The organism is Burkholderia sp. MR1-5-21 (assembly GCF_053427715.1).
In genome coordinates, this window is record NZ_JBSAXD010000008.1 from 198,769 (window position 1) to 211,998 (window position 13,230).

Here is a 13,230-nt window from a genome sequence, read left to right on the forward strand (position 1 = left end):
CCACCCGCTGCGAATTCCCCGTTATGCTGGCCGTTCTGCGAACGGAACGAGGAGCGTACGATGCTTGCCCGACTGGCCATCTCCTGTGCGCTGGCGCTCGCCATGTCCGGCGTGTGCGCGCAACCGCTGCCGCCCGGGCAGCAGCCGCAGCCGCCGAAGGCGGCGCTCGCGAATCCGGCGTCCGTGAACTGCGTGAAGCTCGGCGGGCGCCACGTGATCCGCAACTCGCCGCAGGGCGACGTCGGCATGTGCGTGTTCAAGGACGGCCGCGTGTGCGAGGAATGGGCGATGTACCGCGACGACCGCTGCGTCGGCGCCGGCAAGCCGAAACGCGTGTCGCACTGACCGCGCCGCGCCCGGCCGCCCGGCTGCGGGTTTCGCCGCCGCAGCCTGCACGGCTGTAAGCAGTTTGTTATACTCGGCGCCGCCCGGGGACGACCCCGGGTCATTCGTTTCAACGGGGACGGCCCCATCCGATCCATGGAGCGCGTCGAGATGGCGTGGGGATTGTTGTTGATCGCCGGTTTGCTGGAAGTGGCCTGGGCGGCCGGCATGAAATCGTCTGAAGGCTTTACGCGGCTCGGGCCGTCGGTGTTTACGATCGTGACGGCGCTGGCCAGCTTCGGGCTGCTCGCGGTCGCGATGCGCCAGCTGCCGCTCGGCACCGCGTATGCGGTCTGGACCGGCATCGGCGCGGTCGGTGCGTTCGTGTTCGGCATCGTGATGATGGGCGAGGCATTGACCTTCGCCCGGCTCGCGAGCGCATCGCTGATCGTCGTCGGCTTGATCGGTCTCAAGCTTTCGTCGGTCGCCTGAGGGTTCTCCGCAACGGGGATTTGCGCCGGACGGCCGGCTTCCCTGTCTATAATGGAACGCATTCGAGCCTGAATGCCGTGCTGTCGCGCGCCGAGCGCGACCCGGCATGCGCCGCCGGGCGCCACGCGCCGCGCGGCCGGCCATTCTCATCGATCGGCGAAGCGCACGGAAAGTGCAAGGAGAGGGCCATGATCGAAGCCATTTCGCTCGGCGCGGGGCTGGCGTGGGCGAGCGGTCTGCGCCTGTACCTGACGGTGCTGATCGCAGGCGTGCTGGCGCGCGCCGGCTGGCTCCACCTGCCCGATACGCTTGCGGTGCTCACGTCGCCGTGGGTGATCGGCGCCGCGGCCGTGCTCGCGCTCACCGAATTCCTCGCCGACAAGATTCCCGCGTTCGATTCGCTGTGGGATGCGGTGCATACGTTCATCCGCATTCCCGCCGGCGCCGTGCTCGCGGCCGGTGCGCTCGGCCATGCCGATCCGACCGTGCTCGCGATCGCGGGGCTCGCGGGCGGCTCGCTCGCCGGCGCCGCGCACATCACGAAGGCCGGCACGCGCGCGCTCATCAACCTGTCCCCCGAGCCGATCTCGAACTGGATCGCATCGTCGACCGAGGACGGCCTCGTGTTCGGCGGGCTCGCGCTCGCGTTCTTCGTGCCGCTGCTGTTTCTCGTGCTGCTGGCCGCGTTCATCGCCTGCTCGGTGTGGGCGCTGCCGCGGCTGTGGCGCGGCGTGTCGGGCGGCTTCCGCGGGATGGCGAACCACATGGTGACGCGCCTCAACTCGATCGGGAGCAAGCGGGATTGAAGGGGCGGCCATCCGTGGGGCGGCCATCCGTGGGGCGGCCGTCGGGGGCGCAGCCGTCTGTCGCCGCGCGCGACGGTAGCGGGCCGGCGCACGTCGGGCGGTTCGGCTGGCCCGACCTGATCCGGCAGGCCGCGCGGATGACCGGGCGCGACTGGCGTGCGGGCGAGCTGACGCTGCTCGTGCTCGCGCTGGTGCTGGCGGTCGCGGCGCTGACGAGCGTCGGCTTTCTCGCCGACCGGCTGCGTCAGGGGCTCGAGCGCGATGCGCGGCAGATGCTCGGCGCCGATTTCGTCGTGCGCTCGGATCGTCCCGTCGACGCGTCGTTTGCCGAACAGGCGCGCGCACTCGGCCTGCGCACCGCGACCACCGCGATCTTCCCCAGCATGATCAGCTCGACCGTCGGCGAAGCGACCGGCGATGCGCCGCCCGCGCGGCTCGCGGCCGTGAAGGCCGTGTCGCCGGACTATCCGCTGCGCGGCGCGGTCGAGATCGTGCCGGCCGACGGCGCGCCTGCGCGCAAGGCGGCCGCGATTCCGGCGCCCGGCACCGTGTGGGCGGACCCGGCGCTGCTCGATGCGCTGCACCTGAAGATCGGCGCCACCGTGCGCGTCGGGCTGCGCACGTTCACGGTCGCGGCGTCGATCTCCCGCGAGCTCGATCGCGGCTTCTCGTTCGTGAATTTCTCGCCGCGGCTGATGATGCGCGCGGACGAACTGGCAGCAACCGGGCTCACCGGCTACGGCAGCCGGGTCACCTACCGGCTGCTGGTGGCGGGCGACGACCAGGCGGTCACGCGCTTCGAGACGGTTGCGCATGCACGCGTCGACGGCGGCAAGCTGCGTGGCGTCGGCCTCGAATCGCTGCAGGAAGGGCAGCCGCAGGTGCGGCAGACGCTCGACCGCGCCCGCCATTTCCTGACGCTCGTCGCGCTGCTGACCGCGCTGCTCGCGGCGGTCGCGATCGCGATGGCCGCGCAGCGCTACATGCGGCGCCATCTCGATGGCTGCGCGACGATGCGCTGCCTCGGCGTCAGCCGCCGTACGCTCGGCGCGCTGTTCGCGCTCGAATTCGCCGGGGTCGGCATTGCGTGCGGCGTGGCGGGTGCGCTGCTCGGCTACGGCGGCCACTGGCTGCTGCTCGCGTCGCTCGGCAGCCTGATCGACGTCGTGCTGCCGCCACCGACCGTGTGGCCGGCGCTCGTCGGCATCGGTGCCGCGCTGGTGCTGCTGCTCGGCTTCGCGCTGCCGCCGCTCGCGCCGCTGACGCGCGTGCCGCCGGTGCGCGTATTGCGGCGCGAATGGGGTGATGCGGCGCGCATCGCATGGGTCGCTTACGCGGTCGGCATCGCGCTGTTCGCGGGGCTCCTGATCGCGGCCGCCGGCAACCTGAAACTCGGGCTGATCGTCGCGGGCGGCTTCGCGGGCGCGCTCGTCGGCTTCGCGCTGATCGTCCGGCTCGCGCTGTTCGCGGCGGCGCGCGCGGTGCGCAACGGGCGCGTCGCGACGGGCATCGGCTGGCGTTATGCGCTCGCGTCGCTGCACCGGCGCGGCACCGCGAGCGCGCTGCAGATCACCGCGCTCGCGCTCGGCCTGATGTGCCTGCTGCTGATCGCGATCACGCGCAACGACCTCGTCGACGGCTGGCGGCAGTCGATGCCGCCCGATGCGCCGAACCAGTTCCTGATCGACATCCAGCCGGACCAGCGCGCGGACGTCGCCGCGTACCTGGCCGCGCACGGCGTGCGCGACGCGGTGCCCGCGCCGATGGTGCGCGGCCGGCTCGTCGCGATCAACGGCAAGCCGGTGAATCCGGACGCGTATGCGTCCGACGACGCGCGCCGGCTTGTCGACCGTGAATTCAACCTGTCGTATACGACCGAGCTGCCGCCCGACAACCGGGTCACGGCCGGCGACTGGTTCGGCATGTCGGCGACGCCGCAGATCTCGATCGAAGCGGGGCTCGCGAAGATGCTCGACGTGAAGCCCGGCGACGTGCTGCGCTTCGACGTGACGGGCCTGCCGGTCGAGGCGCCGGTCACGAGCGTGCGCAAGCTCGACTGGAACACGTTCCGCGTCAACTTCTTCGTGCTGATGCCGCCGGCGGTGCTGCGGGATTTCCCCGCGATCTACCTGACGAGCTTTCATCTGCCGGCCGAGCGCGCGGCGCTGCTCGATCCGCTGATCGCGCGCTATCCGAACCTGACCGCGATCGACGTGGCGCCGATCCTCGCGCAATTGCAGCGGATGATGCTGCAGGTCGTCGGCGCGGTGCAGTTCCTGTTCGTGTTCACGCTCGCGGCCGGCGTGCTGGTGCTCTATACCGCGCTCGCGGGCTCGCGCGACGAGCGGGTGAGGGAAGCGGCACTGTTGCGCGCGCTCGGCGCGTCGCGCGCGCAGGTCAATGCGGTCCAGCGCGCCGAATTCGTCGTCGTCGGCGTGCTCGCCGGCGCGCTGGCCGCGGCGGGCGCGATCGGCGTCGGCTGGGTGCTCGCGTCGCGCGTGTTCGATTTCCGGCTCGCGATCGATCCGTGGCTCGTGCCGGTCGGCATTGCGGCCGGCGTGGCTTGTGCCGGTGCAGCCGGCTGGCTGAGCCTGCATAATGTGCTGCGGCGTCCCGCGCTGCAGTCGCTGCGCGACGCGTGAGCGTCGCGGGTGCCCCTGAAGATCCCGTTTTCCGATTATCCGTATGACTGATGTGAATGATGATGATGCGCCGTCGCAGCCGACGGCGTTCGAACTCGTAGGCGGCGAAGGCCGCGTGCGCGAGATGGTGGACCGCTTCTACGACCTGATGGACCTCGAGCCGGAGTTCGCGCAGATCCGCGCGGTGCATCCGGCGTCGCTCGACGGTTCGCGCGACAAGCTGTTCTGGTTCCTGTGCGGCTGGCTCGGCGGGCCGGACCACTACATCAGCCGCTTCGGCCATCCGCGCCTGCGCGCGCGGCACCTGCCGTTCCCGATCGCGTCGGTCGAGCGCGACCAGTGGCTGCGCTGCATGGCGTGGGCGATGGAGGACGTCGGCCTGCCCGAGCCGCTGCGCGAGCGCCTGATGCATTCGTTCTACGAAACGGCCGACTGGATGCGCAACCGGCCCGGTTGATCCACCGGTACGCCGCCGCCCGGCTGCCGTCCGCAGTGCGTCTGGCCGGCGGCGCAGCCGCGCGCGACACTGGTCGTTCCCCTTCACGACGAGAGTGCTCCGATGACGACACATGCATTGTTTCGGGAAAACGCGTACCTGGCCCACTGCGAAGCGGTCGTCACGGCGGTCGACGAGGACGGCATCCGGCTCGACCGCACGGTGTTCTATCCGCTCGGCGGCGGCCAGGCCGGCGACAGCGGCGTGCTGATGCTGCCGGACGGCGCATCGATCGCGATCGCCGACACGCGCAAGGCGAAGTTCGACGGCGCGACGCCCGACGACGCGGTGCACGTGCCGGCGCCGGGGCAGGACGCGGGCATCGCGGCGCTGGCGCCCGGCGCTCGGGTCGTCGCGGAGATCGACTGGGCGCGCCGCTACCGGCACATGCGGCTGCACACGGCCGCACACCTGATGTGCGCGGTGCTGCCGTATCCGGTCGACGGCTGCAGCGTGACGGCCGACTATGTGCGGCTCGATTTCGCGACGGCCGAGCCGATCGACCGCGACGACGTCGAGCGGCGGCTGGCCGCGCTGATCGGCGGCGCGCATCCGGTGACGACCGAATGGATCACCGACGACGAGATGGCCGCGCGGCCCGATCTCGTGCGCACGATGAGCGTGAAGCCGCCGATGGGCCTTGGCCGTGTCAGGCTGCTGCGGATCGAAGGCGTCGACCTGCAGCCGTGCGGCGGCACGCACGTGCGCAACACGGCGGAAATCGGCGGCCTGCGGGTCGCGAAACTCGAAAAGAAGAGCGCGCGCACGCGGCGCCTCGTGCTGGAGCTGGCATGACGGTCAATTACACGAACAACGATGACGCGGCGCTCGATCCGCGCGCGGGCGAGGTGCTGGATTTCTGGTTCGGCGTGCCCGGCTCGGCGGAATTCGGCCGCGAGCGCAAGGTGTGGTTCAACGGCGGCAAGGCGTTCGATGCCGAGTTGCGCGAGCGCTACGGCGCATTGCTCGACGCGGCCTGCGACGGCGCCTGCGACCACTGGGCCGTGTCGCCGCTCGGCACGCTTGCGCTGATCGTCGTGCTCGACCAGTTCTCGCGGAACATCCATCGCGGCACGCCGCGCGCGTTCGCCGCGGACCCGAAGGCGCTTGAGCTCGCGCGCCGGCTCGTCGCCGCGGGCTGGGACGCGAGACTGCCGAGCGGGCAGCACCGCGCGTTCGCGTATCTGCCGTTCGAGCACGACGAGTCGCCGGCCAGCCAGCGCGAGGCCGTGCGGCTCTGCGAAGGCATTCGGGACGAGGCGGAGTGCGCCGGTTATCACGACTTCGCGCTGCGGCACGCGGCGGTGATCGAACGCTTCGGCCGCTTCCCGCACCGGAACGCGATTCTCGGACGCGCGTCGACCGATGACGAGGCCGCGTTTCTGCGCGAGCCGGGTTCGTCGTTCTGAGCGGCGTCCCGGCGTTCCGGCCGGCGGGTCAGCGGTCGGCGCGACGGGGGCCGCGCCGCCACGCGTGATCGCTTATTGCAGGTGCCGCTCGGGCGTGCGCACGTACACGCGCAGCAGTTCCTCGTCGTCGCCGGGGCGCGCGCCCGACCAGAACAGCTGCCATTCGCTGCCGGGCTTCGGGTCGACCGCGCGCACGCCCTGGACGATCATCCACGTGCAACGCGTCGTCTTCGCGTTCGAGATCGGCGTGTGCTGGATGCCGGAGAAGTAGTACAGCATCGGCGCTTCCGATTCGCCGAGCCCGTGGAGGCTCGCCATGCAGTCGCCGTCGTTCCATTCGAGCGCGAGGTGCGTGTTCAGGTCGTCGAACACCGAGCGATAGCTCTTCGCGACATCGAGCCACGGCAGCAGCAGCGTATAGACGAGCCCCCACGCGACGAGCGCGCCCGCGGCCCACGACAACGCGCCGCGCCAGCGGCCCGTCGTGCGCAGCGTCGGCAGCAGCCAGAGCCAGCCGATCGTCAGCGCGAGCGCACCGAGCACGAAGCCGGGCTCGATCGGCATGGTCCAGTCGAGCGGCAGCCAGCGGCCGAGCGGTGCGAGCCGCGCATGCGACGCGGCCGGATCGGCCATCACCGACCAGATCGTCCACGCGAGCAGGATGACGGTGCCGAACAGCGCGCGGCTCAGGTAGTCCCAGCCGGTATGCAGCGCGCGCGGCAGGCGGTCGATTGCCTGCGCGGCGACGAGCGCGAGCGGCGCGATGAACGGCAGGATGTAGAGCTGGCGCGACGTCGCGGACACCTGCAGCACGAGCAACCCGACCCCGGCAAACACGACCGGCAGCGCGATGCGCGGCGCGCGCCAGTCGCGCCATGCGCCGCGCGCGAGCGCAACGATTGCGAGCGGCGCGACCGGGAAGCCGACGGTCAGGAATACGCGCAGGATGTACAGCGGCTTGTCGTTTTCGGCACCGAGTTCGGGCACGGAGAAGCCGAAGAAGCGTCCGACGTTGTTGTCCCAGAACCACGCGAGAAACAGCGTTTCCGAGCGCAGGAACAGTGCGGTCGGCCAGATGATTGCGAACGGCGCGAACACGAGCGCGGCGACGCCGAGCGCGCGCGCGAACGCACGGGTGCGGCAGGCGGGGTACAGCACCAGCACGGCGAGCAGCGTGGCCGCGAACACGAGCGGCACGAACAGTCCCTTCGTCATCAGCGCGATCCCGACGCCGGCGCCGAACATCGGCGCCGCCCAGCGGTTCAGCGGCTGCGCCGGCAGCCCGAGCTGCACTTGCCGTGCGCGGGCCCGATGCAGGATCACGAGTTCGAGCAGGCCGCAAAAGCCGATCGCCGTGCCGGCGAACAGCGCAACGTCCGTCATCATGTCGTGCACGTGCTTGATCACGACGAGGCTGCTCGCGCACAGCGCGACGGGCCCGATCACCTTCGCGTCGAACCAGTCGGCCGCGCCGCTCGCAATGCGCGCGGCGCGAGCCGTGAAGCCGAACGCGAGCACGGCGAACAGCGCGCTCGCGAGCCGCGCCGCGTCGTGCAGCGGCAGCACGCGCTGCAGCAGCCACGCGAGGCTCGTCGCCACCCACGCGTAGAGCGGCGGCTTTTCCATGAACGGCTGGCCGGCATTGGTCGGCACGACGAAATCGCCGGTCTCGAGCATGTGCTGGATGATGCCGAACGTATAGGTTTCGTCCTGTTTCCACGGGTCGTGGCCGAGCACGCCGGGCAACACGTACGCGCAGACTACCGCGGCGACCAGCAGCCAGACGCGCCAGCCGAGCCGCTCGGCGCGGCTGCGCGCAGGCGTCGTCGCGGCGGCGCCGGCCGGAGCAGGCGTGCCGCCGGCGCGAAGGGAGGCGGAGAGGTCGGCTTCGGTGGACGAATGGACGTGCTGAGCCGTGACGGGCACGGACGTGCGTCGCCCGCTGGGCGCTGCGGTTCCCTGCATGGAAAAGATCTCTGGTCGCGCCGGCCGGACGGCTTGGGCCAGGCCGATTGGGGGCCGCACTTCGGCGGCGGGGGACAGGCGGCGGCGCCGACTGTCGTGAACAATGGCCGCTAGTAAATCACGGATTTGTTACGGAGGTTTACGAAATCTGTCGCGGAATTGTGGAGATTTGTGGCGGCCTGGTTAAGTGTTGTGTAGTTGCAACACTTTGGGCGGAAACGGCCGGGCTACCGGCCGCCGCCGACGTCGAGCAGCGTGGCCGTCGTGTACGACGCGGCGTCGCTGAGCAGCCAGACGATTGCCTCGGCGATTTCATGTGCTTCGCCCGCGCGGCCGAGTGGTGTCTGCGCGCCGAGGCGGGCGGCGCGCCCCGGCTGGCCGCCGCTTGCATGGATCTCGGTCTCGATCAGGCCCGGCCGCACCGCGTTGACGCGCACGCCGTGCGGGCCAAGTTCCTTCGCGAGGCCGATCGTCAGCGCATCGACCGCCCCCTTCGAGCCCGCGTAGTCGACGTATTCGTTCGGCGAGCCGAGCCGCGCGGCGATCGACGACACGTTGACGATCGCGCCGCCGCGGCCGCCGCGATCGGTCGACAGGCGGCGCGCGGCTTCCCGCGCGCACAGGTACGCGCCGAGCACGTTCGTGTCGAACATCCGCTGCAGCCGCTCGAGCGGCATGTCGGCGAGCGGCAGCGACGGCGCGACGATGCCCGCGTTGTTGACGAGCGCGTCGAGCCGGCCGAGCGTCGTGGTGACGGTATCGAACATCGCGATGACGTCCGTTTCGTTCGACACGTCGCCCGCCACGACGCAGGCGCGGCCGCCCGCATTGCGCACGGCATCGGCGGTCGCGATTGCCGCCGCCGCGTCGCGCGCGTAGTTGATGCCGACGTCCCAGCCGCGCGCGGCCGCGAGCACGGCGGTCGCGCGGCCGATGCCGCGACTCGCGCCGGTGATGAGGACGACTTTGCGTTCGGACGGTTCGGTCATCGCGCGGCGGTGTCGGTCATTCCGTTTCGTCGGGCGCCCACTTATCGCGTGCGGGCGGCTGGTAGCGGCGCAGGCGTTCGATCAGTGCGGCCGGATCGGCATCGATGCACAGCGCCTCGAAATAGGCCGGCCGCATGAAGCCTTCGTCGACCGTGTGCTTGAGCAGCGCGATCAGCGGATCGTAGAACGCATCGATGTTGTAGAGCGCGACCGGCTTGCGGTGATAGCCGAGCTGCGCCCACGTGTAGACCTCGAAGAACTCCTCGAGCGTGCCGGCGCCGCCGGGCATCGCGACGAACGCGTCGGCGAGGTCGGCCATCATCTTCTTGCGGTGATGCATGTCGGGCACGACGTGCAGTTCCGACAGGCCCGTGTGGCCGACTTCCTTGTCGACGAGCAGCTTGGGGATCACGCCGACGGCGCGGCCGCCGGCCGCCATCACTTCGTCGGCGATCGTGCCCATCAGCCCGACGCGGCCGCCGCCATAGACGAGCGCGAGATCCGCCGCGACGAGCGCGCGGCCGAATGCGCGCGCGGCGTCCGCATAGACGGGCCGCACGCCGGGCGACGACCCGCAATAGACGCACACTGCCTTCATTGCTTTGCGTCCTTCGCACCGGCCGTCCCGCCGGCGGCGCGCGGCGAACCGTCGCGCGGCGGCAGGTAGTCGTAGAACTCGCGCTTCGGCAGCTTGCCGGACGCGAGATCGTCGAAGATCTGCCGCGAGCGGCCGCGCAGGTACGGCGCCATCACGGAAATCACGTGCATGCTGACCTGGTGCAGTTCCTCGCGGATCGCATCCTGGTCGTTGTACTTGCGCGGGTGCATCACGTACTGGTACGACAGCCAGTAGGTCGAGATCACGGCCATGTTGGTTGCGATCACCTCGATCTCGGCGGGCGTCGCGACCATCTCTGCATCGGAGACGAGCAGCTCGCACATCTCGCGTGCGAAGCGCACCTTGTGGCTGATGATCTGCTTGAAGTGCGTCTCGAGCGTGCGGTTGCGCGCGAGCAGGTCGTTGAGGTCGCGATACAGGAAACGGTACGTCCACATGAAGTCGGCCATGTACTGCAGGTACGACCATGTCTCGTCGATTGTCGGACGGTGATCTTCGGGAAAGCGCAGGCGCTTTTCGATCGCCTGCTCGAACTGCGCGAAGATGCTGTTGATGATGTCGTCCTTGTTGCGGAAATGGTAGTACAGGTTGCCTGGACTGATTTCCATTTCCTCGGCGATCGTCGTGGTGGTCACGTTCGGTTCGCCGATCTCGTTGAAGAGTTTCAACGACAACTCGAGAATCCGTTCGCGCGTGCGGCGGGGAGGTTTCGCTTCCATGTCGTCCGGCCCTGTGAGTGCCGGACTGGCGGGCGCTGCAATCGATGCTGCGTGATTCGTCCGGCGCGGGTTACTGTTCTATGTCTAGCGGACGATTATAAACCGGGGTTTCGCCGCCCCGGTTGCATTTCAGCATCGGGGCATACCCGGCGATGATGCACTGCCGCATCGGGCGCACGCGGCCGTTCGCGCTGAATGCGCGAAAAGGGCCTAGTAGCCGAGCCAGCGCATGACGACCGGGCCGAGCACGAAGCCCCACGTCGTCACGCACGCGAACAGCGCAACCGTCACCGCTGCGCTGCCGAGATCCTTCGCGCGCTTCGACAGTTCGTGGCGCTCGAGCGAGATGCGGTCGATCGCCGCCTCGACGCTCGAGTTCAGCAGCTCGACGATCAGCACCAGCAGCACCGACGCAATCAACAGCGCGCGCGACGCGGCCGGCACCGGCGCGAACGCGCCGATCGGCAGCATCAGTGCGGCGAGCGTGAGCTCCTGGCGGAACGCGCTTTCCTCGCGGATCGCCACCTTGAAGCCGTTCAGCGAATGCTTGAGCGCATACCACGCGCGCGTGAGGCCGCGATTGCGCTTGTACGGGTTCGGCGCCAGCGGCGCGAGCGGATCGTCGGGGCCGAGCGGCTCGTGCGGGCCCGCGTCCGCATGATGCGACGGGTCGTCCTCGTCGAACGGCGCGTGCCGTTGCGCTCGCGTGGCGGCAGACAGTGTGCGGTCGTGCGGGTCGCGTTTCAAACGGCAGCACCTTCGGGAGCCGAGTACGCGTCCTTCGGCAGCGGCTGCAGATGCGACGCGAACTGTTCGGATGCCGCGCGCCACGAGAAGCGCTCGGCCCACTCGCGGGCCGTCACGCGCTCGATCTTCAGCGCTTCGAGGCAGGCCTCCTGCAGGTCCTCGTGCATCGCGCCCGCGGTACCGCCGCCGAGCACGTCGATCGGGCCGGTGACCGGGTACGCGGCGACCGGCGTGCCGCACGCGAGCGCTTCGAGCAGCACGAGGCCGAACGTGTCGGTGCGGCTCGGGAACACGAACACGTCCGCGGCCGCGTACACCTTCGCGAGTTCCGCCTGCGACAGCACGCCGAGATAGTTCGCTTCCGGATAGCGCGACTTCAGTTCCGCGAGCGCGGGGCCTTCGCCCGCGACCCATTTCGAGCCGGGCAGGTCGAGCCGCAGGAACGCCTCGACGTTCTTCTCGATCGCGACGCGCCCGACATACAGGAAGATCGGCCGGGCGGTGTTGAGGACCTTGGATTCCATGGGTCGGAAGATATCGAGATCCACGCCGCGTGTCCACAGCACGACATTCGTGAAGCCGAACTTCTCGAGGTCCTGCTTGACGACCGGGGTCGGCGCCATCACCGCGCGCGACGGGCCGTGGAACCAGTGCAGGAAGCGGTAGGTCGCGGCCAGCGGGATGCCGAAGCGGGCCTGCACGTATTCGGGAAAGCGCGTGTGATACGCGGTCGTGAACGGCAGCTTGCGCGCGCGCGCATAGCGGCGCGCGGCGAGGCCGAGCGGGCCTTCGGTCGCGATGTGCAGCGCATCGGGCGCGAACGCGTCGATCCGCGCGCGCAGCTTGCGGTACGGCAGGATCGACAGGCGGATTTCCGGGTAGGTCGGGCAGGGCACCGTGCGAAATTCCAGCGGCGTCAGCATTTCGACGCGGTGGCCGAGCGCGGAGAGTTCGCGGGACGTGCTCTTCAGCGTGCGCACGACGCCGTTGACCTGCGGTTCCCACGCGTCGGTGACGATCATGATCTTCATCGCGGCATGTGTCCTGTAAGGGTGAGTCAGGCGGTGGCTTTGGTCTTGCGCGATGCGGATTCGGACGGCGTGCGCATCACCGTCCAGTAGACGACCTTCAATTCGCCCTCCATCGTTTCGACGAGTGCGGACAGGCTCTCGACCCAGTCGCCGTCGTTGCAGTACAGCACGCCGTCGATGTCGCGGATCTCCGCCTTGTGGATGTGGCCGCACACGACGCCGTCGCAGCCGCGGCGGCGCGCCTCGTCGGTCATCACGGTCTCGAACTGCGAGATGAAGTTGACCGCGTTCTTCACCTGGTGCTTCAGGTACTGCGACAGCGACCAGTACTGGAAGCCGAGGCGGCTGCGGATCCGGTTGAACCAGCGGTTCAGCACGAGGATCAGCGTGTACAGCGTGTCGCCGAGATAGGCGAGCCACTTCGCATGCTGGATCACGCCGTCGAACAGGTCGCCGTGCACGATCCACAAACGTTTGCCCGCGAGCGTCGTGTGGAAGGCCTCGCCGCGCACCTGGATGTCGCCGAACGCGAGGTCGCAGAACTGCCGCGCGCCTTCGTCGTGGTTGCCGGGGATGTAGACGACCTGCGTGCCCTTGCGCGCCTTGCGCAAGATCTTCTGCACGACGTCGTTGTGTGCCTGCGGCCAGTACCAGCCTTTCTTCAGCTGCCAGCCGTCGATGATGTCGCCGACGAGGTACAGGTATTCCGAGTCGTTGTGACGCAGGAAGTCGAGCAGGTAGGGCGCCTGGCAGCCGCTCGAGCCGAGGTGGATGTCGGACAGCCAGATGGTGCGGTAGCGATGGGCGGACGGTTCGTGGTCGTCGTGCTGCCTCGCGTGCGCGGCGGGCGGGTCTTGCGCGGCGAGGGCATCGGCCGCGGCCGAGCCGGACAGGAAAGCGGTGGCGGCGCGGGCGCCGAGAGGGTGACGAAACAGAGGGGTCGCGGACGTTTTCTGGCCCATGCATGACTCGCGCCGGTTGACAGTACCGG

14 protein-coding genes are annotated in these 13,230 nt (G+C 69.5%); 7 read left to right on the top strand and 7 right to left on the bottom strand.

All coding sequences use genetic code 11. The features are described from left to right. Positions 1-60 precede the first annotated feature (60 nt). The 7 genes from ACV229_RS13840 to ACV229_RS13870 all read left to right on the top strand — a co-directional run bounded on the left by ACV229_RS13840 (position 61) and on the right by ACV229_RS13870 (position 6,169). Positions 61-345, top strand: coding sequence for a putative hemolysin (locus ACV229_RS13840; RefSeq protein ID WP_448083683.1), 285 nt, complete (start codon positions 61-63; stop codon positions 343-345). Between the two features lie 150 nt (positions 346-495). Further along, on the top strand, positions 496-816 hold the full coding sequence (sugE, locus tag ACV229_RS13845) for a quaternary ammonium compound efflux SMR transporter SugE (protein ID WP_448083746.1): 321 nt from the start codon (positions 496-498) through the stop codon (positions 814-816). A 188-nt stretch (positions 817-1,004) separates the two neighbouring features. Continuing rightward, entirely contained in the window at positions 1,005-1,622 is a 618-nt protein-coding gene (locus tag ACV229_RS13850) for a DUF4126 domain-containing protein (RefSeq protein WP_448083684.1), read from the top strand. 137 nt (positions 1,623-1,759) lie between these two features. Then, a complete protein-coding gene (locus tag ACV229_RS13855; protein WP_448083747.1) occupies positions 1,760-4,264 on the top strand; it encodes an ABC transporter permease in 2,505 nt (834 codons plus the stop codon). A 43-nt stretch (positions 4,265-4,307) separates the two neighbouring features. Continuing rightward, on the top strand, positions 4,308-4,721 hold the full coding sequence (locus ACV229_RS13860) for a group II truncated hemoglobin (RefSeq protein WP_448083685.1): 414 nt from the start codon (positions 4,308-4,310) through the stop codon (positions 4,719-4,721). Between the two features lie 102 nt (positions 4,722-4,823). Continuing rightward, positions 4,824-5,555: an alanyl-tRNA editing protein gene (locus ACV229_RS13865; protein ID WP_448083686.1), complete on the top strand. Its 732-nt coding sequence runs from the start codon at positions 4,824-4,826 to the stop codon at positions 5,553-5,555. After that, positions 5,552-6,169: a DUF924 family protein gene (locus ACV229_RS13870; RefSeq protein ID WP_448083687.1), complete on the top strand. Its 618-nt coding sequence runs from the start codon at positions 5,552-5,554 to the stop codon at positions 6,167-6,169. The genes ACV229_RS13865 and ACV229_RS13870 overlap by 4 nt, the downstream gene beginning before the upstream one ends. Positions 6,170-6,241: 72 nt before the next feature. Here the strand turns inward: ACV229_RS13870 and ACV229_RS13875 are convergent, their stop codons facing one another. The 7 genes from ACV229_RS13875 to ACV229_RS13905 form a co-directional block, all read right to left on the bottom strand. Then, positions 6,242-8,134 (bottom strand): ArnT family glycosyltransferase, encoded by a 1,893-nt coding sequence (locus tag ACV229_RS13875; RefSeq protein ID WP_448083688.1) that lies wholly within the window; start codon positions 8,132-8,134, stop codon positions 6,242-6,244. A 227-nt stretch (positions 8,135-8,361) separates the two neighbouring features. Further along, positions 8,362-9,123, bottom strand: a complete 762-nt coding sequence (locus ACV229_RS13880) for an SDR family oxidoreductase (RefSeq protein WP_448083689.1) — start codon at positions 9,121-9,123, stop codon at positions 8,362-8,364. A 16-nt stretch (positions 9,124-9,139) separates the two neighbouring features. Next, on the bottom strand, positions 9,140-9,721 hold the full coding sequence (locus ACV229_RS13885; protein ID WP_448083690.1) for an LOG family protein: 582 nt from the start codon (positions 9,719-9,721) through the stop codon (positions 9,140-9,142). Then, the gene (locus tag ACV229_RS13890; RefSeq protein ID WP_448083691.1) at positions 9,718-10,461 is read right to left on the bottom strand and encodes a TetR/AcrR family transcriptional regulator; all 744 of its coding nucleotides are present in this window, start codon (positions 10,459-10,461) and stop codon (positions 9,718-9,720) included. Before ACV229_RS13890 ends, ACV229_RS13885 begins: the two co-directional genes overlap by 4 nt. A gap of 210 nt (positions 10,462-10,671) precedes the next feature. Beyond that, complete coding sequence (locus ACV229_RS13895; protein ID WP_448083692.1) at positions 10,672-11,208, bottom strand: diacylglycerol kinase; 537 nt, start codon at positions 11,206-11,208, stop codon at positions 10,672-10,674. Then, entirely contained in the window at positions 11,205-12,239 is a 1,035-nt protein-coding gene (locus ACV229_RS13900; RefSeq protein ID WP_448083693.1) for a glycosyltransferase family 4 protein, read from the bottom strand. Before ACV229_RS13900 ends, ACV229_RS13895 begins: the two co-directional genes overlap by 4 nt. Positions 12,240-12,265: 26 nt before the next feature. Continuing rightward, on the bottom strand, positions 12,266-13,201 hold the full coding sequence (locus tag ACV229_RS13905; RefSeq protein WP_448083694.1) for a UDP-2,3-diacylglucosamine diphosphatase: 936 nt from the start codon (positions 13,199-13,201) through the stop codon (positions 12,266-12,268). Between the last annotated feature and the right edge of the window lie 29 nt (positions 13,202-13,230).

Coding starts and splice junctions, on each gene's coding strand:
- ACV229_RS13855 (WP_448083747.1), top strand. CDS start 1,760: ATGACCGGGCGCGACTGGCGTGCGGGCGAGCTGACGCTGCTCGTGCTC.
- ACV229_RS13880 (WP_448083689.1), bottom strand. CDS start 9,123: ATGACCGAACCGTCCGAACGCAAAGTCGTCCTCATCACCGGCGCGAGT.
- ACV229_RS13905 (WP_448083694.1), bottom strand. CDS start 13,201: ATGGGCCAGAAAACGTCCGCGACCCCTCTGTTTCGTCACCCTCTCGGC.
- ACV229_RS13900 (WP_448083693.1), bottom strand. CDS start 12,239: ATGAAGATCATGATCGTCACCGACGCGTGGGAACCGCAGGTCAACGGC.
- sugE (WP_448083746.1), top strand. CDS start 496: ATGGCGTGGGGATTGTTGTTGATCGCCGGTTTGCTGGAAGTGGCCTGG.
- ACV229_RS13870 (WP_448083687.1), top strand. CDS start 5,552: ATGACGGTCAATTACACGAACAACGATGACGCGGCGCTCGATCCGCGC.
- ACV229_RS13890 (WP_448083691.1), bottom strand. CDS start 10,461: ATGGAAGCGAAACCTCCCCGCCGCACGCGCGAACGGATTCTCGAGTTG.
- ACV229_RS13865 (WP_448083686.1), top strand. CDS start 4,824: ATGACGACACATGCATTGTTTCGGGAAAACGCGTACCTGGCCCACTGC.
- ACV229_RS13850 (WP_448083684.1), top strand. CDS start 1,005: ATGATCGAAGCCATTTCGCTCGGCGCGGGGCTGGCGTGGGCGAGCGGT.
- ACV229_RS13860 (WP_448083685.1), top strand. CDS start 4,308: ATGACTGATGTGAATGATGATGATGCGCCGTCGCAGCCGACGGCGTTC.
- ACV229_RS13840 (WP_448083683.1), top strand. CDS start 61: ATGCTTGCCCGACTGGCCATCTCCTGTGCGCTGGCGCTCGCCATGTCC.
- ACV229_RS13875 (WP_448083688.1), bottom strand. CDS start 8,134: ATGCAGGGAACCGCAGCGCCCAGCGGGCGACGCACGTCCGTGCCCGTC.
- ACV229_RS13885 (WP_448083690.1), bottom strand. CDS start 9,721: ATGAAGGCAGTGTGCGTCTATTGCGGGTCGTCGCCCGGCGTGCGGCCC.